General features: G+C 43.0%; 18 protein-coding genes. 9 read left to right on the forward strand and 9 right to left on the reverse strand.

Annotated features, from left to right (window positions below; all coding sequences use genetic code 11):
• Positions 1–22: 22 nt before the first annotated feature.
• The 6 genes from P2W71_RS12860 to P2W71_RS12885 form a co-directional block, all read right to left on the reverse strand.
• On the reverse strand, positions 23–1,183 hold the full coding sequence (locus P2W71_RS12860) for a Gfo/Idh/MocA family oxidoreductase (protein WP_276371624.1): 1,161 nt from the start codon (positions 1,181–1,183) through the stop codon (positions 23–25).
• A 28-nt stretch (positions 1,184–1,211) separates the two neighbouring features.
• The gene (locus tag P2W71_RS12865; RefSeq protein ID WP_276371626.1) at positions 1,212–2,270 is read right to left on the reverse strand and encodes a TIM barrel protein; all 1,059 of its coding nucleotides are present in this window, start codon (positions 2,268–2,270) and stop codon (positions 1,212–1,214) included.
• A 55-nt stretch (positions 2,271–2,325) separates the two neighbouring features.
• Complete coding sequence (locus P2W71_RS12870) at positions 2,326–3,552, reverse strand: hypothetical protein (RefSeq protein WP_276371628.1); 1,227 nt, start codon at positions 3,550–3,552, stop codon at positions 2,326–2,328.
• Between the two features lie 9 nt (positions 3,553–3,561).
• Positions 3,562–4,575 carry an aldose 1-epimerase family protein gene (locus P2W71_RS12875; protein ID WP_276371736.1) on the reverse strand — a complete coding sequence of 338 codons (1,014 nt, stop codon included), beginning with the start codon at positions 4,573–4,575 and terminating at the stop codon, positions 3,562–3,564.
• Positions 4,576–4,690: 115 nt separating this feature from the next.
• Positions 4,691–5,407 (reverse strand): DUF1080 domain-containing protein, encoded by a 717-nt coding sequence (locus P2W71_RS12880; protein WP_276371737.1) that lies wholly within the window; start codon positions 5,405–5,407, stop codon positions 4,691–4,693.
• A 77-nt stretch (positions 5,408–5,484) separates the two neighbouring features.
• A complete protein-coding gene (locus P2W71_RS12885; RefSeq protein WP_276371631.1) occupies positions 5,485–8,187 on the reverse strand; it encodes a c-type cytochrome in 2,703 nt (900 codons plus the stop codon).
• Between the two features lie 534 nt (positions 8,188–8,721).
• Here P2W71_RS12885 and P2W71_RS12890 point away from each other — a divergent pair.
• The 3 genes from P2W71_RS12890 to P2W71_RS12900 all read left to right on the forward strand — a co-directional run bounded on the left by P2W71_RS12890 (position 8,722) and on the right by P2W71_RS12900 (position 12,869).
• A complete protein-coding gene (locus P2W71_RS12890) occupies positions 8,722–9,843 on the forward strand; it encodes an acyltransferase family protein (RefSeq protein WP_276371633.1) in 1,122 nt (373 codons plus the stop codon).
• Between the two features lie 306 nt (positions 9,844–10,149).
• Positions 10,150–11,496 carry an NAD(P)/FAD-dependent oxidoreductase gene (locus P2W71_RS12895; protein WP_276371636.1) on the forward strand — a complete coding sequence of 449 codons (1,347 nt, stop codon included), beginning with the start codon at positions 10,150–10,152 and terminating at the stop codon, positions 11,494–11,496.
• Between the two features lie 137 nt (positions 11,497–11,633).
• A complete protein-coding gene (locus P2W71_RS12900) occupies positions 11,634–12,869 on the forward strand; it encodes a serine hydrolase (protein ID WP_276371638.1) in 1,236 nt (411 codons plus the stop codon).
• 110 nt (positions 12,870–12,979) lie between these two features.
• On the opposite strand, the gene P2W71_RS12905 is transcribed toward P2W71_RS12900, so the two are convergent.
• Together P2W71_RS12905 and P2W71_RS12910 are read right to left on the reverse strand one after the other, a co-directional pair.
• Positions 12,980–15,394 (reverse strand): TonB-dependent receptor, encoded by a 2,415-nt coding sequence (locus P2W71_RS12905; protein ID WP_276371640.1) that lies wholly within the window; start codon positions 15,392–15,394, stop codon positions 12,980–12,982.
• Positions 15,395–15,531: 137 nt separating this feature from the next.
• Complete coding sequence (locus P2W71_RS12910) at positions 15,532–16,428, reverse strand: LytTR family DNA-binding domain-containing protein (protein ID WP_276371642.1); 897 nt, start codon at positions 16,426–16,428, stop codon at positions 15,532–15,534.
• Positions 16,429–16,744: 316 nt separating this feature from the next.
• On the opposite strand from P2W71_RS12910, the gene P2W71_RS12915 reads away from it, so the two are divergent.
• The 5 genes from P2W71_RS12915 (at position 16,745) to P2W71_RS12935 (ending at position 22,655) form a co-directional block, all read left to right on the forward strand.
• Positions 16,745–17,605, forward strand: a complete 861-nt coding sequence (locus tag P2W71_RS12915; protein ID WP_276371644.1) for an AraC family transcriptional regulator — start codon at positions 16,745–16,747, stop codon at positions 17,603–17,605.
• A 420-nt stretch (positions 17,606–18,025) separates the two neighbouring features.
• Positions 18,026–18,937, forward strand: coding sequence for an NAD(P)/FAD-dependent oxidoreductase (locus tag P2W71_RS12920; protein WP_276371646.1), 912 nt, complete (start codon positions 18,026–18,028; stop codon positions 18,935–18,937).
• Between the two features lie 94 nt (positions 18,938–19,031).
• Entirely contained in the window at positions 19,032–19,793 is a 762-nt protein-coding gene (map, locus tag P2W71_RS12925; protein WP_276371648.1) for a type I methionyl aminopeptidase, read from the forward strand.
• 318 nt (positions 19,794–20,111) lie between these two features.
• Complete coding sequence (locus P2W71_RS12930; protein WP_276371650.1) at positions 20,112–21,419, forward strand: vanadium-dependent haloperoxidase; 1,308 nt, start codon at positions 20,112–20,114, stop codon at positions 21,417–21,419.
• 216 nt (positions 21,420–21,635) lie between these two features.
• Positions 21,636–22,655, forward strand: a complete 1,020-nt coding sequence (locus P2W71_RS12935; protein WP_276371652.1) for an AraC family transcriptional regulator — start codon at positions 21,636–21,638, stop codon at positions 22,653–22,655.
• 98 nt (positions 22,656–22,753) lie between these two features.
• Here P2W71_RS12935 and P2W71_RS12940 read toward each other — a convergent pair whose 3' ends face one another.
• Positions 22,754–23,281, reverse strand: coding sequence for a GNAT family N-acetyltransferase (locus P2W71_RS12940; RefSeq protein ID WP_276371654.1), 528 nt, complete (start codon positions 23,279–23,281; stop codon positions 22,754–22,756).
• A 206-nt stretch (positions 23,282–23,487) separates the two neighbouring features.
• On the opposite strand from P2W71_RS12940, the gene P2W71_RS12945 reads away from it, so the two are divergent.
• A complete protein-coding gene (locus P2W71_RS12945) occupies positions 23,488–24,108 on the forward strand; it encodes a hypothetical protein (protein WP_276371656.1) in 621 nt (206 codons plus the stop codon).
• Positions 24,109–24,426 lie beyond the last annotated feature (318 nt).

Genomic DNA, 24,426 nt, shown 5'->3' on the forward strand with positions numbered 1-24,426 from the left:
ATTACCTGATAACCGATCACCTTTAATACTGTTTCCCCTTCACCCCCGTATCCTTCCAGCTTTTTGAAGATGCCGATGAAAGTACAGCTTCACAAACTTTTTGAGTTTGCAGGGCATCTTCGAAAGTAGGGTGACACGCGCTTCCATCTTCGAGGCTTTTCAGAAAATCTGCTACCTGGTGAACAAAGCTGTGTTCATAACCGATTCCTAAGCCGGGCACCCACCATTTGTCCATATAAGGTTGGTCGCCATCGGTTACATGAATCGAGCGCCATCCTCTTACGATAGACTCATCGCGATGATCAAAATATTCGAGGCGATTCAGGTCGTGCAAGTCCCATCGAATGGAAGCATGCTCGCCATTGATCTCAAAAGTATACAGCGCTTTATGTCCCCTGGCGTACCGGGTTGATTCAAAAAGTCCTAATGAACCGTTTTCAAAGTGGCAATGGAAAATGCAGGCGTCATCAATGCCTACTGGCTGGACCTTTCCTGTAAGCTGATGAAGTCGTTGCTTCACGAAAGTTTCTGTAACCGCTGAAACATCTTTGATGGCACCATTTAACCACATGGCTGTATCGATGCAATGGGCAAGCAGGTCGCCCGTTACACCGGATCCTGCAGCGTCTACATCCATCCGCCATAGACCCGTTCCTCCCTGGGGAAGGTCTGCATTGATGGTCCAGTCTTGTAAAAAATTCGCACGATAGTGAAAAATCTTTCCCAATTTACCCGAGTCGACCAATTGCTTGGCCAACGACACGGCTGGTAGCCGGCGGTAGTTGTACCATACCGTGTTAGCAACGCCAGCTTTTTTTACAGCATCGACCATGCGATTTCCTTCTTCCAGCGTTCTGGATAGCGGCTTTTCGCAAAGTACCATTTTACCTGCTTTAGCAGCGGCAACTGCAATTTGTTCGTGCGTGTCATTGGGTGTGCAGATATCAACGGCATCGATGTCGTTTCGGTTAACAAGGGTTTTCCAATCTGTTTCAAACGACTCGTAGCCCCACTGTTGGGAGAACGCTTGAACATTATTCCTGCTTCGCGAACAAACTGCTTGTAACACCGGGCGGTACGACAATGTTGGAAAAAAATCACCGACACGTTTATATCCATTAGAATGCGTCCGGCCCATAAAGCCACAGCCGACCAATCCAATTCTTAGCGTTTTCTCACTCATGTTTAACTTCTGTTAGTAGATTAAAATATTAATTTCCGACCGCCAGTTTTTCAGTTTGATACCAACCGTGCAACTCGCGCACACGGATTAAAGTGGCCAGCACATCGTTCCAGGTTTGTTGCTCCATCATGACGGCATTTGGAAACATGCATCCGTCCCAACAAATGTGTTTGAAGGCTCTGGTAAGGTTACCTTTTTCATCTCGAAGCCAATAACCTGCGTCTTTGGCGATATCCAGTTTTCCGTTTGGATCAGTAGCCTGACAGTGGCGACCGGTTTTATCATGAGAACCTGAACCAAATACAGTCCCATCGTTTTGTGCCACATGAAAGTCAATGGTCCACGGACGAAGGGCCGCCGTAACTTTTTTCAACCCTTCTGTAAGGGTTTTACGATCGTTCCAATCAAAATTTTCCGGAAGAATTCTATCCTCAGGGTGGTTGTAGCCGAGCAAATACAATAAAGTATGCGCCATGTCTGCCTGAAATCCAATATTCGGACGATCAACAGCTTCTAAAGTTTCGACCATTGTCTTCCAGCTGTGCATACCGCCCCAGCAAATTTCTCCTTCGGCAGCTAATTTTTCACCATAGCCTGCAGCGACATCGCATGCTTCTCGAAAAGTCTGTGCAATAAGTTTCGTGTTATTTACAGGATCAGCCTCCCAACTTTGAGGCGAGCATGCGGAGTCGATCCGGATGATGCCGTAAGGCCGTACCCCTAATTCGCGCAAGCGTTGTCCGAACTTGCAGGATTTGCGTACCATATCAACAAACAATGCACGGTCTTCTTTGCTGCCCATGGCGGGACCACCCCAAATGGGTGCTACCAGGCTACCGATGTTAAGATTCAGCGAACTAACTTTATCTGCAAGTTTTTTGATATCATCATCTTTGCTGTTCAGCAAATCAATATGAGGTTCAAGCAATCCGAGGTCGACGCCATCGAATCTCGTTCCATTTACTTCAGCATTTGCTGTCAGCTCAAGCATGGTATCGAAAGGGATGGGTGGCTCTGAATTTTGTCCTTTTCCGACAACGCCGGGCCAAGTAGCATTATGCAGTTTGGGGAAATTGTTATCAGGCATACATTAATGATTTAAGTGGAACGTAATTTTTCTTTCATAATTATTGAAATGTATTCTATTCAAGCTTCAGGTCGGGATTTCCCGGGCCAAAGTGTTTCAGCATTACAATTGGATCTGTTTTAGAAGAATTGACGATGGTGACGCCTTCACGTGCAGCTTTTTCACTCACGAAGAACTCATCATGGGTGAGTTGACCATAGCGGATGAGGGCGGGTGTTTCAATATCCCAAACTCCCATTTTCCCATGTCCTTGCATCATGATCATGCCGTAGGCAGCGTTGTCTTTAATCGTAACATTTGCGCCCGGCATCACCGTTAGTTCTTTCGCACTATAGGCATGTGACTTGTAACAAATCCATTTTTCCATATACCCATCAGCTTTCATTTCTTCTGCCGATCGTACGGCTTTAGGACGCATGAAATGTGTTGCCATCAGCTGTGGATTTACATTCAGCTCCCAATCAATTACTTCCATCAGCTGATCAAAATCTCCAATCCGATCTTTCGGAGTACCATTCCATAATAACTCTTCAGGAATAACGGCATCGTTGACCAGCGATTGATACATGGCAAATACATCAGAAGCTTTTTGAGGTTCATACGTGCACAAGCTTCCTGGCGCGTGAAGCATGCCTGGAGGAACATCCCACCCGGTGCCTGGTTCAAGACGATAAGCGGAAGAAAAATTTGTAATCTTGTTATCGCCTTTGGTAAAATTCACAAGGCACTCACGGATTTGTTCTTTTGTTGTTCCCGGGGCTATACCAAAAAAAGTATAGGGGAAGTCTCCGCCGTGATTATTCAGTTGAGGAGGGAAATAATAGGCCTCGGGCTTTCCCAGCTGACCGATTAACTTGGCATGTTCATCGTTGTGATGAATGTGATGAGGCAGCGGCCCTTTGTTGTCAAAAAATTTGGAATACATGGGCCAACTGCCATATTCTTTCCATAACCGCGCGCCGATGATTTCTGCCTTTAATTCATCGATCGCGTCTTTTAATAAAATTTGTTTATCCTGCGTGCCGTCACTGAAAACAACAGCGCTCAAGCCTTCGTTTTTTCCTGTGAGCGGACCGTTCTTAGCAGGCGTCGTAGACGACAACCAACGCTCATCAATACCTCCGCGCTGTCCACCAAGGACGTAGTAGTCGTCCGGATGTAATTTGATACGTCGTCCGGGAACACAAAACGACCGAGGAACCCACGTGGGCGCCAGACGCAAAATTCCTTTGCCCTGATCCAGTGCTTTTTCTGCTAAGCTTGTTTTTTCCATTGTTTCCATAAATAAAAATTAATGACTTTGATGATGTGTATGTTGTAAAAGCCGTTTGATGGTGGCTTCCTGGTCTAGCACTTCTATCTCCAGATCGTAGTGACGTGTTTCTCCCGGTTCCAAAAAAATCAACTGATGCTGTGCTCTTGCTTTAGCCTGGCCGATAGGAGGGTTGGTACCCGGTTCCAAGCCTGTTACATATTCTCCTTTTCCCCAATGCTGCCAATTTGTTAGCCACGGCAGCTCTTTTTTGTTAAACCGGATCGCGACTGCGATATTCAATTGCGCATTATATAACCCAGCAGTACAGAGCCCCGATGGGTCTGCCGCAATATCAATAAAGGCAACTTCTTCACCGTTGCCGTTATGCAACGGTAAGGGCGGTGAACATTTTCGGAAGTTATTTCCCTCCTGGAAGATTTTGTTGGCGTTTTTTTCTCCCGGAGATTGCCATGTGCCATGCCAGAGAAGGTCAGTACCTTCGTCGACGAGGGGCCATCCAAAATTTAGATGATAAAGCAGCATGTGTGGTGCTGGCGTGTTCGCGCAATTTGTAATTTCATCGTGGATGTGAATGGCCGGCTTCCCAATTGATCCCGACAGCGTGCGCTTTAATTCGAAGCTCGGACCAAAAACCTGCGTTTGTTTTATTTTTCCCGTCAGGCTGAAATCCATTTTATCATGGAGCGGATCGGGTTGTATAATGGACTCAAGTTCTGCAGGTATGTTACTGATCAGGCTATGCAGTCCGCGTTCACCATATTCATCTTTTTCTGGCCCACCCACATGATCCAGTCCGCACGTTGTAACTAAGCCACCGCCAAAGGTTCGTATCCAATCTGCTCCACGATGAGAAAAAGGTTGTGGCGAAGTAACACCGCCATGACTCAACCAGGCTAAACTATGCTGATTGTAAAAAGCATCTGCGATGTCCATGGCACGATCGATAACCACTTTGTATCGCAGCCCTGTACCGGTGTTGATCCACGCGATGCGCGTTCCCCGTCCGGCACCATTATCCAGTACCGACATTTCGATACCACCTAATTGGGTGGGATTAATTATTTTCTCTTTCCAGGGTTGATGTGCCAAGCGGGTTTCTTTATAGTTCAAGATTAAACAAAAGATAGTTCAGCAGATCTTTAAATCATAATTGCTTAAGTTGAATGCTTCGGAATTCTACTTTCATTGGTGGGCCTACGTGTACCTGCACGCCGAGCAGCCCTTTCATCTTTCGATTGGCAACATCGTTGTCCGTGACGTCGCTCATAAGAATACCATTGACAAAATGCTGCAGCCGGTTCCCTTTTATGATCAGGTGGATTTCGTTCCAATCGCCGGTTTTGATATGCTTTTTTAATGCGTCCCTGTCCCCCAAAGATTCTGATACTTTTAATCCTGTCCATGCGTTATTTTTAACGTCATCCCGCAAAGTGGCTCCGGGTTTTTCTAAAGGATCAATTATGGTTTTTTGGCCTCTGTAGGCTAATGTTGTCCGTCCGCGTTCTTCATAGTTTTGTCCTGTATAATTATTTTTGCCATCGATGTCCGCCTGGTATCCCCGTAGTGCGTGTGGTACATCCGTTAGTTGCTCGCTTCGGTAATTTATGCCACTGTTGCCTGCTTCTGTGATGCGATACTCTACGATCAACTCAAAATCCGCAGGCTCTCCGCCTTTCCAAATGATAAAGGAGTTTGTTTTGAGGAGCTTCTCCGGTGTTATTTCACCCACCAAATATCCGTTTTCCACGCGCCAATAATTCGCGTTGCATTCCCAGCCGTTTAATGTTTTCCCATCAAAAAGCTCTACAAATCCCGCTTTTTTGGATTGAGCAACACCAGCGGTATAACAACTGCTCATCATCACAGCGATGAGTATCAGCATCGGGTTTATAAAATTGAGATGGATGCGGTTTACCATATCGTTTCAGTTTAGCTTGTTTATTTTGCAGCCTGATTTTTATTTTTATAGAGCTCGTGTTCTTTATTTCCTCCGGCCATTAAATAGGCTAGCAGATCTTTGAGTTCTTCATTGTTCAGACTATTGATTAACCCAGGCATCATCACAGAAACGCGTGATAGTTTAGTCGACGTCACATCTTTCTTTGGAATTTCGCGCAATGTCTGTGGCGAAAATGGATTCTGAGAGACATAATACTTTTCTTCATCTTCATTGGTAAGTCGGCCGACGATTGAACTACCATCTTTCATAACAAATACGGTCGCTGCATACTGATCAGATACAACCTTATTAGGATCGAGAATGGACACTAACATATCCTTTGTTGTAAAGCGTGTGCCGAGTTGCGTCAAATCCGGACCGATATTTCCTCCTTCTCCCTGCATGGTATGGCACGTGGCGCAATACGTCGCAGCAAACATCATCTTACCTTGGTCAAAATTTCGGTTTACGAGTCCGCTATCGGCTACCAATGACGCAGTTTCTACATTCCATCTTCTTCCGGGTCCTTTGGGTCGAGGCAACTCTGCAAGATCGATTCCGGAACCGTCTACCAACGAATCGCCTGAGAGTGTGTTAAAATGCGCAAACTGATTTTTAGGAACTTTACTTAATGCCATTTGGCGTGCCTTGTCAATAAAACCAATATAACTTCTACCGCCTTTAAAAGTGAATGCCTGGGCAAACCATTTGAAGTATTTTTCCTGGAGATCGGGTGTCCAACCACTTTTAGCCTGACTCAAGACTACAGCATAATACGTTTGTTGCCTTGGCGGAACCTTAGACAACATGCCTGCGATGTCCAAGCCATATTGTGGATTTCTTAAAATTAGGTCAGAGGAAGCGCTGGCTGTTTTATCCAAGGGATCGTCTTTCGCGGTTTCCAGTAGGGCAAGCGTTTTCTTCACTGCTCCGGGCGCTTCGATGTGCACCAGCAGGTTACTCAGCATGCGATTCAAATCATTTGCATTTGAAGGAAAATGTGAATCCAAATACGAAATGACCTGCGTCTTTACAGCACCCGCAGGATTTCCCATGCGAAAGAAAACGAGTTCGAAAGCGCGCAGTAGATCTATTTGCTGTGGAGGTGAAAGCTTTGCATAGTCCACCCTCATGAGGGCTTGCAGCAAGTTATTTTTAAGATCCTGTTTTCCATGACGTACGAGCGCGATGATAGCCTGTGTCAGAATCTGCGGATCTGTTTCTTTCAACGCACGTTCCTGCCACTCGCTTACAGGTTGGTGTTCTACGGCAATCCGTGCAGCGTAGCGAACAAACCGGTCTTCGTGTTTCAAATTAGGCCATGCAAAATCAACCGCCCCTTGCTGCGGGCCGGTATGGAATTCTTCTAATTTTCTTCTTAGCTTGTTTTCTTCAGTAATTTCATTCGAGATATTATCGCCCCCATCTTTTTCAGCGCCGTCATAATATACACGGTACAAGTCGGACTCCAACCTGCGGCCCCCCGTTAGAAAATACAACGCACCGTCTGGACCAATTACGCCATCGGTTAAAGGCAGTGGTGAGCCCGAGAGAAATTCTTCGGCCTTCCCATCATAAGACGAACCATTCGGCGTAAGTTGAATGGCATAAATAATCCCGAAGCTCCAATCAAATGCAAACAAGGTATTGCGATATTTCGCCGGAAATTTTGCACTCATTCCATAAATTAAATTTGTAGGAGAACCTTGTCCGATGTTCAAGACCGGTGGCAGGTTATCGGGGTATGCAGGTGACCATTTTCCGTTTCCTGTACGCCAGCCGAATTCACTTCCACTGGTGACATGACAGATACGTGTTGGTCGGTACCAGGGCATTCCGAAGTCCCACTCCATGTCGGAGTCGTAAGTGAACAAATCTCCGGCTTGGTTAAAAGCGATATCAAACTCATTGCGATAGCCGGCACTGATCAGTTCCCAGCGTTGTCCTAATGAATCAAGGTGAGCAATCCACCCGCCAGGTGCCTCGCGGTTATTTGCGTGACCTCTTGGGTCCTTGATTTGAGGAAACAAATTGTCTTCTTTCCAAACGGGAGGCAATCTGTAAGCGTCCATGGCAGGAAGATCCGTGTGGTTTCCTGCAGCGATGTAAATCGATTTCTTATCTGGTGCCAGGATAATGCTGTGTGGTCCATGTTCGCCAGGTTCGCCTTTGAGCGATTTGAGCAAGGTAATTTTGTCAAACTGGTCATCGCCGTCTGTATCCTGAAGCCGGTAAAGCCCAGTGTTTTTGTCAAAATCTTTATTGCTGTTATGATTAACCATAACGTACAGGCTATTGAACGCATACAAAAGGCCTTGGGCATAGCCCATGCCGATCTTTAGGGTAGTGGTGTCCTGGCGTTGTGAATCTTGGGTACCTATAATCAGTTTTTCAATTTTTGGTGGTGTTGTTGACCCGATAGGAGAAAGCTCCAAACGGTATAGCGCACCATATTGATCCGATGTGATAAGGCGTCCTTTGTTGTCGAAGGTCATAGACACCCAAGAGCCCTGTTCGTTTGCCGACGGACTATAAAGATGCTCAGCTCGAAATCCGTCTGCCAACTTCAACTTTTCCAGTTTGGTTGTCGCGGTTGGTTCGTTTTGTTTTGGTGATTCTTTTTCCTGTTTACAAGAGCTTGAAATCAGGACAATCACAGAAAGGATAAGGATAAATTGTTGTGGGAGAGTCTTCCGACGCATGTTGATTTGTTGCTAAATTGTTTAAAGTATTTTTTAAATCGTTATTCATAGTGACACACTTGTGAGGCACATGAACACATTACTACGTTTATTAACTCATGAATCTATAAAGGATGAAAAAAAGAGGTATCATAATCTCTTTATATAAAACAGATTTTAAGTTGCAGAATTAAAACAAGAAACCTGTCATGTACTATCACGAATGCACGGCACGGTTTTTTCACCTCATATCCATAACAAAAATATCGTGTAGAGTTTTTACGGCTACTTAAGATGCCTTTTTCCAAGTTTATGATGGTCGTAAAAAGCGCATTTGAATGACGCTTTTGCGTCCGTTGTTTTAATCGTGATGTATTTTCGTTTAAGCTGAAGTAAAAATTTTGTACTAAGTATAACAAACTAGCTCCCTGCTACCGTACAACACTGATATTTTCCGCCAGACGCAAATGAAAGTATTAATCATTTTCCCTTAGTTAATAAAAAGCCCAATGCAACCTTTCGCTGCCATCCGGGTCGTTGAAAATAAAGTACGATATGGAAGAACGAACGCCTAAACGGCGGCTTTATTTTCTGGATTGGTTGCGCGTGATTGCTTTTGGGCTTCTGGTTTTTTACCATACTGGTCTTATGTTTGTAGACTGGGGCTTTCATATACAAAACAGTTCGTTTAGCGAGACGCTCAAACTGCCCATGTTATTTCTCAATCAGTGGCGGCTCCCGTTATTATTTTTTGTTTCAGGTGCCGGAATTTGTTTTGCATTGGGTACGCGTACTGCCGGTATTTTTGCTCAGGAGCGATTTAAACGCATCTTTCTGCCGCTCGTATTTGGTATAGTGGTGATCATTCCCCCACAGGTATATTTCGAATGGCTGCATCATCAAACTTTCAAAGGAAGTTATTGGCAGTTTTACCCGCTATTCTTTAGTAACATTACTTGGAACCATCTCTGGTTTCTGGCGTACCTGTTTGTATTTACTTTTATTGCACTGCCATTTTTTTTGTATCTGCGAAGCAAAGCGGGGACGTCGATTGTTGCGCCCATCTCTACTTGCCTCTCAAAAAGATTTTATCTTCTATCACTATTTGTTATCCCGCTTTTTCTAACAGAATTGTTTCTTCGTCCGCATTGGCCGGATACGCGAAATCTTGTTAGCGACTGGTACAACTTTTTATTTTATTTTCTGATATTTATCTATGGCTTTTTTTTCGCAACGGCCGGATCTTTTTGGGACATGTTGGAACACCGTCGTAGCATGTATCTTTTGCTTGGACTTTTTTCATTCAGCATGATCTATTTTGGTTGGCACCAACCGGGGAAAAATTTTCTTGAAACATTTGTAGTAGGAAGATATATTTTTGATTTCCTTAAATGTGTAAATATCCTCTCCTGGATATTTTGTTCACTTGGTTATGCGCGGCATTATCTTGCCCATAACAGTGCCAGACTTCAGTATGCCAATAGAGCAGTATACCCTTTCTATATTCTTCATCAAACCGTTTTGATTGCAATAGGATTCTATGTGATCAGGTGTGAATGGAGCATAACCGCCAAATACATTATCATCGTAACAGGGACTTTCTTCTTTACCATGTTGCTATATGAATTTTTGATACGAAGGGTAAAATTAATTGGCGTTTTCTTCGGAGTGAAATGATTTCATTTCACGGAAACGATTCAAACAACAAACTTCACTTTGACTATAATATCAGGCTGGCCATTTAACACACGAAATGCGATTAAAACACTGGAATTAGCAGACTATCCGGCCGACGTTATCGAAGAACCAAGAAATTCAGTTCAACCTGTATGCAGCCAGCGGTGAACTCTTGAAAAAGGACGTGAAGAGTTTTTATGCTGAATGATTTCTCAAAGAAGATAATTTAAGATATTGTTGTAAAAATGATTGGCTTGCTAATCTAACGTCAAAAAAGTATACAAGCTTTCCGGTATTAATATCAAAATGAACAGACGAGAATTTATTCAGCGCACCTCGCTTGCTGCCTCTGCACTGGCGCTCAACCCTTCATTTGCTATTGGCAAGAAACCCAGGTTCATAATTATAGGAGCCGGATTCTCAGGCCTGGCTGCAGCGTATAGACTTTATCAAAAAAACAGCGAGTTCATAATTTTGGAAGGTCGGAATAGAATAGGTGGCAGGGTGTTTTCGCACGTTTTGGATGAGGGCGAGAATTTAGTAGTCGAGCTCGGTGCAGAATGGGTTGGTGAATCGCACACGCGGTTAAGACAACTTTGTGATGAAATGCAACTGCCCATTGAGAACAATCAAATGGACAGTCACCTTATTTTGGCAAACCGTTATTATAAACATGGAGAGTGGGATTTTTCGGAACAATGGAAAAAGAAATTTGATCAGCTAAAAAAAGGATACAGCACGTTATCGGCGGCCGAGCGGAATAAATTGGATAACATGGATTGGTGGCGCTTCTTAAACAATAATGGATGTGAAGGATTTGATCTGATGGTGCATGAGTTAAATGACACCACGGATTTTGGAGAAACCATTCGGCAAGTCTCGGCATTGGCAGCGCTGAACGAATATGCCCTTAGCAGCGAGAAGAATGAAATGGATTACAAAATAAAAGGCGGCAACGGCATGCTGGCAAAAAAAATAGTTGAAAAGATCGGGATGGATAAAGTCAGGCTTAATTGTACCGTTACTAAAATAATTCAAAGTCATGCAGGCGCTGAGGTGTTTTGCAGCAATGGAGAAAGCTTTAAAGCAGATAAAATTATTTGTACGATGCCGACCTTTGCGCTGGGAAAAGTTGCCTGGCAACCTGCATTGCCAACGGAGCAGGTGGACGCCATGCATGCTTTGCAGTATGCCAGGATAAATAAGAACCCCCTGCTTTTCTCGACACGTTTTTGGGAAGCAGAAAGCTTTGATCTCCTGACCGATATGCCAGCCCATTATTTTTATCACGCAACAAAAAATCAACCTTCGAAAAAGGGGGCGTTAATTTCTTATACTATTGGTGACAAAGCGGATGTAATGGGAAATCAATCCGACGAAGAACGGTTAAGCCTGGTACAGCTTTCATTACAACGTGGATTCGGCTCAATTGCTTCTAATTTTGAAAAGCAGGCAAACTACAATTGGGGCTCCGATATTTTTACAAGAGGTGCTTACGCTGTCTACAAGCCAGGTCAATGGAGTACTGTGCAGAAGCATTTGAGAAAGCACTTTATGCATACTCATTTTGCCGGTGAACACCTGGCAGACTGGCAAGGATTTATGGAAGGTGCCATTAACACGGGTGAAGCTGCGGCGGATGCTGTGTTGTGATCTTATCTCGGTGATTGGTTGAAGGAGATCGATGTCGTAATTTTGGTTCGACAGTAGTCTATTGGAACGCCGTCAGGTAAGCTGAGATAACGGCGAGAGTTTACTAAGCCATGAACCAGCAATAAACGTTATGTAGCATGATGACCAAATTTCTGTTTACGCTGATCATGCTTTTTCCGCTAGGGTTGTCATCGCAGTCAATTGACAAAAGGGCGTTAGATGTTCTGGTGGAAAGAGCAAAGGAAACCCATTCAAGTGCGCTCGTTATTTATCACGACGATAAATTGATCTTAAATCAATGTTTTGATGATAATTATTCCCCGTTGGAGTCAATGTCTGCCACAAAATCATTTGTTAATCTTGGCGTTGGCCTCCTATTAACTCACGGAAAAATCAAGTCGATTGATGAGCCTGTTCATCGGTTTTACCCAGAGTGGAATAAGGGAATAAAAAAGGACGTAACCATTCGGCATCTTTTAAATCATACATCAGGCATTCAATCACAACGCTATACGAGTGAAATATATTCGAGTCCGGATTATGTGAAGCTTGCCTTAGATGCGGATATAACTGACAATCCCGGTTCCAAATTTTTTTATAACAACAAGGCTGTGAATTTGCTCGCAGGTATAATTGAAAAAGCAAGTGGAATGAGAATGGATAAATATATTCATCAATACATTTTTAAACCTCTCGAAATTCAAAATTATACATGGCTCACCGATGCTTTTTTGTTCAATTCCCGAGGTAAATATGATTCTGCTTTCCTAGAAAAAGGAAACCCGATTTGTATGGCAGAACTTATTATTAAAGCTGATGATATGGCAAAAGTTGGGCTACTCGTGCTTCATAGGGGAAGTTGGAAGGGAATGCAAATCATTAATGAAAGCTGGTTTGATGAATCGATGAAACCGGGACAACCGTATGTGCCGACGAATGGATTGCTGTGGTGGTTGGTGCACGACCCGGCAATAAGTTATCTTACGTTTGACGACCACAACATTCAGAAGCTGCAACAAGTTGGTCTTAAGGATACACTAATTAACGATTTAAAAAAAGTAACGGGTCGATACCAGAATGATATCGACTTTTGGAATGCCATCGACACACTTGAGTCTGTGAAAAAAATGGGGGGATGGACACGGTTACGAGATTTACTTTTCAATAAATCTTATTTTGATAACATCTACACGTTCGTAACAAATGATGCTGACATCGTAGGTTTTGCAGCCAGAGGATACCTCGGTCAGCGAATGACTATATTTCCTCAAAAAAAATTGGTAGTTGTAAGAATGATTAGCACGAGAAATGCCAGATCGCCGGACGACAGCTTTTACGACTTTGATATACTATCCTATCAGCTCGTGAAATAGAAAAATTGCAAGTAAATCGCAGCAGCGAAGAGGCGTCGAAAAGTTTGGAAACTAATCGCTGCGTCTCAGCTGCTGCAACGTAATATCTCATTTATCAACCGGGCATCCCATCAAAACGTAAACCTCACATACGGAACTGGAAAGAATGGCTGCTGATATAATGTCATCACGGAATTGGTACGTGGATTATAGCTTTGTGAAAAAATATTCTTGTGGTTTGTCAGATTCTGAAGATCCAGCGATGCCTCCAGGGTACTTCTTTTAAATTCTTGTCTGAAGGACAATCTCAGATCAACACGAAAATACGGATCCTGCTTCACACTAAAGGCTTTACTTTCTTCATAAACCGCTCTGCCACGAGCCTGCGACAATTCGTAGTTTAATGGTGTAAGATAAGGTCCGCCGATTGTAGTAGCTTTCAAATTCAAAGAGAAAAATTTTCCACCGTTCAACGCCCATTCTTTTCCAGCCAATACATTTAATACAAACTTGGTATTGTAGGCTGTATTGCGCGCGATCCCATCACTGCCTTCATAACGCGAATTAAATAGGGAAGTGGTAAGGAGATAATAATATCCATCGTTGAAAAAACGTTCGAGGGTAAGTTCAATGCCATAGTTGGTTCCAACGCCTTTGTTTACAAGGCTGTCCTGGTTTGAAGGACCAAATGAAATGCCGGTGTTCAATGCTGAGAAGGAAGAAGCATTTTGTTCAACCGGCACGTTCTTCAGGGATTGGTAATATGCTTCCGCTTTCAATCTCAATTTTTCGGAGATGTTCCAATCGTAAGTAAAAACAAAATGATTGCTGGTAGTAAAGCCAAGGTCTTTATTCGTCAGAATGGATTCATCGCCCTGCCTTGTTTGTGCATAAGACGTAGTGATGTTTTGTGCCTGATTATAAATTCCATAGCCCAGGCTAAAGACCTGGTTGCCCTGACCTGGGATAAATTGCAATCCCATCCGGGGTTCGATGGCCCACTCGTTATTCAAACTATAATATTGAGCATGAATGCCGTTCTGCCAGGACCAGTGTTCATTGAAACGATGTTTCCACGTTGTATGGAATTGATACAAAACCGTCTTATCCTGGACATTAAGCCTAACGGTGTCGCTGGACACATTGGCGAATACATCACGTTGATAGAGATCAACATCCATCATATCGATCGTGACTCCCGAGGTAAGTGAATTTCTGCGGTTGAATTTTGTGCGTGTCAGCAGATTCGCAGCATATTTGGTTGTTTGGAACGAAGCTTCGTTCCAAAGGTATTTGTTGATAACCTCCTGCTGATCGTTGCGCACCAGCGAATCATTTTTGAGCTGTTCGTCGGTATAACTGACGCCCGTCACCAGTCGAATAAATGTTTTATTTGTCAATGTTCGTTCATAAGCTACTCCAGCGACGCCTGTTTTATAACGCGGATAGCTGTCGACATTTTCGCTTCCGTATAGTTGGTTTGCATCGTCAAGCTTGGCTTCGCTTCCCAGCAAGTCTATGGCACTGCTCCCGCCCATACCGAAAAAGGAAAGCTTACCTTTTTCTCCTGCCGGAAGTGCAATCTTGAAATTAAGATCCTGGTAAAGCGGTACACTAGTTCCGGTCCCAAACTCAATGCCCAGGGCATTGAATACACCCAATGTTGAATAACGGTAGTTAACTAAGTAAGAGCCTTTTGAATTTTTAGTGAATGGTCCTTCGGCGCCGAGTTCAAATCCGTTGAAACCCGCCTGTGCCATGAGTTCCGTTTTTTCATTGTTTCCCTGGCGAAGTTTTATATCAAATACCCCGGCCGTTGCATTGCCATACTGTGCAGGAAATGCACTGGTCATAAAATCTGACTTATCGATCGTGTTATTGTTCAGCATGCTGACCGGTCCACCGGTGCTCACCAGCGTGCCGAAGTGATTGGGATTCGGAATGTTCAACCCTTCCAGTTGCCATAACATTCCGGTTGGCGAATTGCCCCGTACGACAATATCATTGCGGGCGTCGTTGCCACCCACCACGCCTGCAAAATTGGCGGCCATACGGGCGGGATCACCAATCGATCCAGCATACCGTCGCGTATCGTCGGTATTGAATGACCGCGCGCTAACCATTGCAAGATCGTTGTTGGTTGCGGTTTTGTCATCGTGTGCGTCGGCGGTGATCGTAATTTCTGAAAGTTCGCTTATACTTTCTTGTAGTGCTATATTAAGCACAACCTCTTTTCCGGCCGTTACGATAATATTCGGGAGGGTCTGCGTTTCATAACCAATGTAAGAGATGATCAGCGTGTGGCGGCCTAACGGTACCTGCTCAATTTTGAAATCTCCATTTTCGTCGGTTATACTTCCCATTAGTGTGATAGAATCTAAAGGCATACGAACAGTGACGCCAATGAGTGCTGAATTGCTCACACCATCCGTCACGCGTCCGCGGAGGATTTGGGTGGACTGCGCAAACGTGACATGTGAAACAAATAGGGTACTCATCAGGAGCAAGACGTTCAGGAAACCGGTGGTTTTCAGATTGTGTATCATGTGAAATTTTGATTTGGATCTGAAAACGCGAGCGAATTATCAGGGTTAGTTTGGAGCCCTTTATTGTTGAATCTGACGCGAAATTTGAGGCGAATTGCTAAGGCGTGGTACGAATAACAAAGCCTTGGGGCGAACAGCTAGGCTGATTCGGCCATATTTCTGATCTGTTCTATCTTCTCAATGACTTCCCGGCCCTTTCCGCGGGATACCGGAACGGTGAAGTCGGTGTCCCGGAGTGATAATCTGTAACCATTGGTATTCCCTTCCACTTCTGTGATGGCATTGATGTTCACCATGTACGAGCGATGACATCGTACTACAAGTGGGTTGTTCAGTTGCGTCTCAATATTTTTAAGATTAACGCGCAACATCTTTTTTTGAAGTCCGTTTGTGTTTTTCCAGTATAGGGTAGAATAATTGTCGCTTGCTTCGATATAAAGAAGCTCCTCCGGGTTAAGATGCGCCGTCTCACTTGTGTCGGATTGAATCGTAATGTTTTGTTGAGCATTAGTGATGGCAGGCGTATACTTTAGACCACGTATCTTTTCCAGTTCTTCGTTGGCATGAAGCGCTCTTCTAAGGCTGTTTTTTAACATGACATTTCGCAAAATGAATGTAAAGAGGATGATGGAGAAGCTTCCATACATCATCATTTCGATAAAGAAATATTTCACATTCATCCAGAGCGATAGTTCTGGGTGGAAATTCAAAACATGAATCAGTATCGGAGTTACTATCCCGATGATCATCAGTTGAAAAAAGGTGAAGAGAATGTATTTCCCAATCGTCCAGGTTTCAGGGTTGATGATTTTTGGAAAAATTTTCGGAAACCAGAGTATGGTCGGAAAAAGGACAGCGAAAATCACGGTGCCAATGAGGCTGAACTTTAAAACCCATATCAGCTTCATGGGTAGCAATACAATTAGAAATACTACCATAAAAACACTGAAGCCGGCAATCAGCCACGCGTTTTTTTTATCATCATTAAGGTAGTAGGGAAACGATTCCTGCAATATGTTTAGCAAACGCCTCATAATGGAAAATCAAGCAGGCTTGAAATTAATAATTTGGAAGGAAATATGAGAGAAGAGGAATCTTAAATCGATTTTTGTTAAAGTTGAAAAAGGTACGAATCTGGATCCGCCAATCAGTCAATGGTCGTGCCGCCGGTTTATGCATTTCTAACTTTCTCAACCTTTATAAGTGTATTGCTATTTAACCAGACACATCAAGAAGTGGAAAACCATTGTAAATTAGTGGCAAGTTATTTAGACCTTGATTAAGTCATAATGTAACTACATCGAATTGAAACCCTCATATAAGCGGGGACTCTTCCAGACGAAATTCCGAATGAGAAATATTCCAATAAGGCATATTCAGGCAACTCAAAAAGAGCAGCGTATTTTTGAAAGCTTCAGGATACGCGATGTCCAGAATGTGCTTGGTGGAAAAGACATGACCCAAGAGCTTCATAGACATGATTTCTTTTTTATTCTAGCCTTGAGAAAGGGACTCGGTAGCCATAAAATCGATTTTACACCCTATACAGTTGCCGACCACGTTGTTTTTTTCCTTCGCCCCGGTCAGGTACATCAGCTTACATTAAAGTCAGGCAGCAAGGGATATTTGCTAGAATTTAATAATGGCTTTTTTTCTCATGACAAGATCTCACATCAGTTATTGCGGAAGTCGAGCCATGTAAATTTTTGCCAACCGAATGCTAATGGTTTCAAAAAATTGGACGCGATATTGAGGAATATTTCTCAGGAGTATGTGAATCAGCAGGAGAGTTATTTAGACGTTATTAAGGCGAATCTCAGTATTTTCTTTATAGAGCTTCTCCGTCAACGAAAACAACGCAAAAGGCCTTTACCTGATGCCAACAACTACGCGCAAGACCGTCTTGAACAATTTTTTGAACTTTTGGAGACCCATGTTGCCAGTCATAAGCAAGTGTCTCAATATGCAGAGATGTTAAACCTTTCAAATTTTCAACTGAACGCAATTACGAAGAGCACACTTGGTAAAACATGCTCAGAGCTTATTGATGAATATATTATTCTAGAATCCAAGAGATACCTTCTTGCGACTTCCAACCAGGTAACGCAGATAGCATATCACCTGGGTTACGAAGATGTCTCATACTTTATCAGATTTTTCAAAAAACACACGGGACATTCACCGGAGTCTTTTAGAAACAATTTCAGGTAAGTCCTATTCAACTTTATTTTTGTCCTATTCTTCAGATTTCTGCATGAAATACCTTTGTGCTAACAAAGTAATAATCAAAAAAAAAATCTGCATGAAAACAAAAGTAAAATTAATCGCATCCTTAAAGATATGGATTGTAATCTATCCATCAATCACTCTGTTTCTTTATCTGTTTGGAGAAACATTATCTGTCCTGCCATTGTATCAAAGGACGTTGTTACTTACCCTATCATTGGTTCCATGGATAGTTTTTGTCGGTATGCCGCTTGTGGAGTCATTGATCCGCCTGGCTTCACCGACCCGTAATAAAGATAATTCGTAAACGCGATAGCCATGTTGTTATTCACAGCCTTTCTTTGAAGCATAAGAAGGTGTTGGAAAGTTTCTTATCGTTTCATCTTAATAAAGCAAAAAAAATCGATGGCAGATCATAATAAATTCGATGTCATAATAATCGGAGGGAGCTATTCGGGCCTCGCGGCAGCAATGGCTCTAGGCCGAGCGTTGCGGAAAGTGATGGTTATTGACAGTGGCAAACCATGCAACAGGCAAACGCCTTACTCACACAATTTCATTACGCACGACGGAAAACCACCTGGGGAAATAGCCACTCTTGCAAAACACCAGGTGCAAATGTACGATACAATACGGTTCTTTAACGGTATGGCTATTAAAGGGACTAAAACAGAAAGTGGATTTGAGATTCAAACATTGTCAGGTGAAAGGTTTGGCGCCAAAAAATTAATATTTGCCACCGGCATCAAAGATATACTGCCCAACGTGGAAGGATTTGGTGAGTGCTGGGGAATCTCAGTACTTCACTGTCCTTATTGCCACGGGTATGAAGTTAGGAATGAGCGAACAGGCATCGTTGGTAACGGTGAATATGGGTTTGAATTCGCGAGTCTAATTTCAAACTGGACAAAAGATCTCACATTATTCACCAACGGAAGATCTACTTTAACAACCGAACAAGCTGCAAAAATTAAAAGTCATCGCATAAATATTGTGGAGACTGAAATCGATAGGTTTGAGCATACAAAAGGGCATCTGCATAGCGTAATTTTTAGAGATGGCACAACAGCGTCTACTAAAGTCATATATACACGTGTCCCGTTTGAACAACATTGTGTTATCCCGGAAACGTTGGGATGTGAATTAACGGATGAAGGATACATTAGGATTGATTCTTTTCAAAGAACTACTGTTTCCGGAATTTTTGCATGTGGTGATAATGTAAATCGTATGCGCACGGTGGCCAATGCTGTAGCGATGGGCACAACCGCTGGTATGATGGTAAATAGAGAAATGACTTTGGAGGAATTTGCCTGAATCTTTTAAAACCATTTAATCATTCCTTTTATCTTTGGAATTCGATTAATCATAAAACGCATCAGCAGCGCATAAATTCATTAAAAATAGAAGTATGTCCATCACAAAAGAGTCTGATTTAATCGGAATGAAAAAGGCAAGCGAAGCCGTTGCATATACCTTGAAGCAAATGAGAGATTATGCGCGGCCTGGGATGACGACAAAACAATTGGATAACTATGGTGGACAAATTCTCCGGAACTTCGGCGCAAAATCTGCACCGTTTTTGACCTATGGTTTCCCTGGTTGGACGTGTATCAGTGTAAACAATGAATTCTGCCATGGTATCCCATCAGATAGAAAAGTTCTGAGTGAAGGGGACTTAATTAATATTGATGTCTCTGCGGAACTGGATGGCTATTGGTCGGACAACGGAGGTTCCTTTGTTCTTGGTACAAAAGTGAACCAACATCAAAAGTTAGTCAATGCTTCAAAGGAGATTTTGCATAAGGCAATCTACAATATAAAAAGTGGCGTTCGCCTTTCCGACATTGGGTTTCTCATGGAAACAGAGGCGAAGAAAAGAGGCTACCGTGTAATCAAAAATCTGACAGGCCATGGAATCGGCCGAAGCCTTCACGAAGCGCCTGCCGAGATAGCAAACTTCAGAAATCCCCTGAACCTGACCAGGTTTAAGAAAAATTCGGTCGTTGCCATTGAGACTTTTATTTCTACCACGTCAACATACGCTGAAACTTTACAGGACGGCTGGACAATGGTTGGAAACAAAGGAGGTTTTATGGCACAGCACGAACACACTATTGTAGTCACAGATGGTAAGCCGATTGTGTTGACGGAGATGAATGAGATATGGTGATGGCTGGGTTACGCTTTTCCAGATTACATGATTTAGAGTTGTCAGTTGCCTAATAACTTGGATTTAGGGGTCACCCTGTCTCTTCCGATCTAAGAATTGATAATACCGATTGCCTCAAGGAAATACAAGACTGTACAACCTACTTACGCAGACCTTACACGTCTTTTACCGGCGTGGAGCGTATAACTATGTTCTGAAAGTTTCGTTCCACGGCATTTACCTTTTATAAAATACCTTTTGCATAAATGAAGCTACTTTTCTCATAAGTACCGGAGTGATCATGCGTCGTTTGAATCTTCAAAAAACTATATAACGATCATGAAAAAACGTATTTCTCTTTTGCTGGTATTTACAGCAATCTTTTTTTCCGCCTGCTCGGATTCCGAAGGTTTTGGTTACGGAGAGTCGCCGCGTAAGAAGAACCCTTTCCGGAACCATTCAAATGCAATTGTTCTTCAGTGGAACACCATTGCTTTTGAAACTATGCAAGGGCCAACGTACGACCCGATGATTGCATCGCGAATTTTTGCTATGGTTCACATCGCCATGCATGATGCACTCAATGGTATTGCGCCCATGTATGAAACATACACGTTGCAGCAACAAGATAAGAAGGCAGATCCGATAGCGGCGATTTCTTCGGCAGCGTATACTGTGCTTGTCGAAACGTTTCCAGATAAGAAGGGCCAACTGGATGCCGCGCTTGCACAAGCCATCAAGGATGTTAAGTCTGCCGACGCGAAGGAACGCGGTGTGGCATTAGGAGCATTGGCAGGAAAGGCAATCATTACGCGACGAATTAATGATGGTGCTTTCCAAAATCCAATTGCTGAAATCAACAACCCTCAGCAACCAGGGTTATATCAACCCGTTCCTCCAACACCATTTGTATATGCGCCTTTTTGGGCAACACTTCCGACATTTGGACTTGAGTCGCCAAACCAGTTTCGCATTGCAGCAATGCCAGCGCTCAATAGTGCGGAGTATACCGAAGATTTTAATGAAGTAAAGGCAAAAGGGATAAAGGAAAACAGTACGCGAACATCTGAAGAAACAACCATCGCGAAATTCTGGTACGAGTTCTCAGAGATCGGGTGGAACCGGGTAACAGCTACTGCCGCCGCGGACAAAAACCTCGACCTTATATCAACGGCGCGCCTATTTGCGTTGGTAAATATCGCGCTTGCCGATTCATACATCGCTGGCTGGGATTCCAAATTTCACTATAACTTCTGGCGCCCGTATACTGCAGTACGTGCTGCTGCAACCGACGGAAATGATAACACCTCCGAAGATGCATCCTGGGAGCCACTGATGAACACGCCGCCCGTGCACGACTATCCATCAACTCATAGTACTTTGGGTAACGCTGCGGCTACTGTTTTAAATGAATTGATCGGTGCTAATACGGGTTTTACCATGACGTCTACCAGTGCCGAGCCTGCAAACAGTACCCGTACATTTGTGAATTTCTCGAAGGCTGCTGAAGAAAATGCTGATTCACGGGTGTTCGCCGGAATTCACTTCCGCTTCTCCTGCGAACAAGGCCTTGAGCTTGGAGAAAAAATCGGGAATTGGGTTGTTGAGCATCAGCTAAAAGCCAAACCGGATAACAAAGGATTTTGAGATGATAAAAAAGAGACTCACTACAAGTCTCTTTTTTTATGTTTAAATGTAATATATCGAAATACCCATGCAGGACAATTCCGAATAAAAAATCTTGCGATATAATTCGAATAATAGCTGTCTCCAAACTGGAGACAGCTATTAAACGTTATTTCAGCTCGCACACGTAACGAAATTCCAAACTCCCCGTTCCACTACTCTGTTAATCTTCGTTTTGTGAATAAATCAGAAATCAAGGCTGACATCATCTCTTCCATTGGTTCCCTGTTATCAAAAGTTCAGGATGGCAAAATTACAAAGTCTGCTGATTTCGGAACCTTTGTCTGCTCCATTGAAAACTATGATCACTTTAGTATCGTCCGGCGAGATTTTGAGACTTCCGGCGACGCGATGAGTATCCCGTTTTCTTGCAACGAGGCGACTATACAAATGATTTTTTCGTTAAATGGCTATTCGGCTTTCAATGACCGGTTTGATCCGTTTCTTTTATCACCGGTGAGCCATTGTATAAACTTTTTTAAGCATTATGAGTGCCGCAATTTGCTGGATGAGCATGCGCGGCAGAACGATATTACTTTCCGTCTGAAAAAGAGTTTTTATACTGATCTGCTTACAAATCATCTTTCGGTATCCGAAGACAGGATGCCTGAAATGATACTTCATCAAACAGAATTCAATACCATCAATGAGCACATTCCGGCAGATGCAGGAATTCTCGGAATTCTGAAAAATATCATGGACTGTCCTTACAAAGGGGATATGAAAGCAGCTTTTATCCGTGAACACATAAGGGCCCTGCTTACGTTGCAACTATTCCACTTCAACCCAATCATCAGCGGAAAAAAAATCCGGCAGGATGGAAGAATCAATAGACGTGATGCGGATATCCTGCATGAAGTAAAGAAATATATAGATCAACATTTTCTCGACCCTACATCACTTGAGATGCTGTCGAGGCACTTTGGTATCAATGACTTCAAATTGAAGCATGGTTTCAAAATGCTGTTCGACACTTCTCCGATTAGATATTTGCAGTATAAGCGGTTGGAATACAGTCGCTTTTTGTTACGTGACACTGACAAGACGATTAAAAAGATTGCGGATGAAATCGGATATACACACGCCGCAAATTTCACTGCCGCATTCACGAAGACTTTCGGTAAGTCACCGCTCTACTATCGCAGCGGAAGCCAGGAACGTTACGAACTGATAGCGAACGAAATGGCAGCCAGTTAGCTCTTTTGTTTGTGATGCAATTGATCATTCTCAGCTTACATCTTTTTTTTAACCTAACGAAAGGCGGCATCGTACCTACGATTTTTCGGGTGTAGTTCCTACATTGCTTTTCCTCGGTACTCTAGTAACGTCAATGATAAATTTCTATTGTGAACTGGCAATTCTGTGCTGTTTGGTGTGGTATAATTTTCCACCGTTTCAAAACCAAAACTTTTATAGTATTGGATGATCGTTGGATTTGCAGCCCAAGTGTCCATCCGAATGGAGCTTAACCCTTTCTCCCTCGCATGCCCGATTGCCCATCGAACTACGGCTCCGAAAAGTTTTTGTCCTTTGAATAGCGGATTGATTACGATTCTGTGCAAATAAATAGAATTTCCTTTATCTAAATCTCTCCAGATTATTTTGTCACTGTATGCAACGCTAAAGACAATCGCAATTGTGTTATCAATGATGATCTTGTATTGATTTTTATTTTCAATGTCTTTTACAATAGCGCCTTTATCGTAGTCTCTCCAGACCGGAAAACCTTTCTTTTCCTGATATAAAATTGAATGTTCAAACAGTTGGTAGATAAAGGGAAGATCATCCAATCCCGTATGGCAAATTTTGTGGTGATTTTGCATAGCGATACAGTAAGCAAGGTTTTAAAAGAGCACCAATTACGTCAAACTATTATGATGCGCATAAGTTGCGTTGTGCCAGTAGTAGACTGTATCTACCGTCTGGGGAAGAAATAGCCTCCCATATTTCATAAAATTCGGATAATAAAGAAAACTTGTAACCTTTTTAAAGCGTGCGAGTATTCCCATTATACCCAAAATTTTACGCTATGAGATTCCCCATCTACGCCCTCTTTGTTTGCATGACCATGTCACTCATTTCAACTTACGGCTTTTCCCAGGAAGTGGATCCAAAAGCTGACGAGCCACAATCTGAAAAAGAACCCTCCAAGATAAAAGAGACTGACGAAGAATCATCGAGACACAGGGGTTTGAGAAAAATAGCGACGGGATCCGGGGAGATGGATATCAATATCCATATTGAGGAAGCGGTGGAGGAAGTCAACATAGAGGCAGTTGTCGAGGAGGCTTTGGAGTCAGTTGAGTTTGCCCTTGGAGATATCGAGACCGAGATTGACCACATCGAAACCAACCTTCACGAGCTGAACGTTGATCTGGAACTAACCAATGCTGATATCGAGGACATAGACATCATCGAGGACATAGACATCGAAATTAAGCCCATTGAGATTGATTTAGATGAGATGAATCTTGACATTGAAATCGATGCTGACTGGGTCCAGGATAACGAAGTTGACTACCGCCATGACGAGTCTAATTCAGAAGTTGATCTGAATGAGGACAACGAGGAAATTAAAATCAATTTGGATGATAGTGTCGATCAGTCACAACAGAACGATCCTACTAAAGGGCTTAAAAAGGTCAACTGAGACGTCTCTAATTCATTTTGATAATTCACCTATCTCCCCTTCAAAGCAATAGCTTTCTTTAAATTCCGTGATGAGCTCAAATATTACAGCGGTGAAAAATGCGTATAATTGATTATAGATCACAATTGTAGATATACTACTTCCAGATCTAGAGTCATTTTACGCAATCCCGCACGCGCGGAGACTGACTGCCCGATGAGCCCATGAACTTGCCTCCAATTATGGAACCGCGTAAATGAATACACGAATTTTTTTTGGTGTATCACAAGCAGAATATTTTTAAAATCACTGTGCGGTGTGCATTTTTCGGCGGTACCT

This window comes from Chryseolinea sp. H1M3-3, assembly GCF_029360725.1.
Lineage (GTDB): Bacteria > Bacteroidota > Bacteroidia > Cytophagales > Cyclobacteriaceae > Chryseolinea.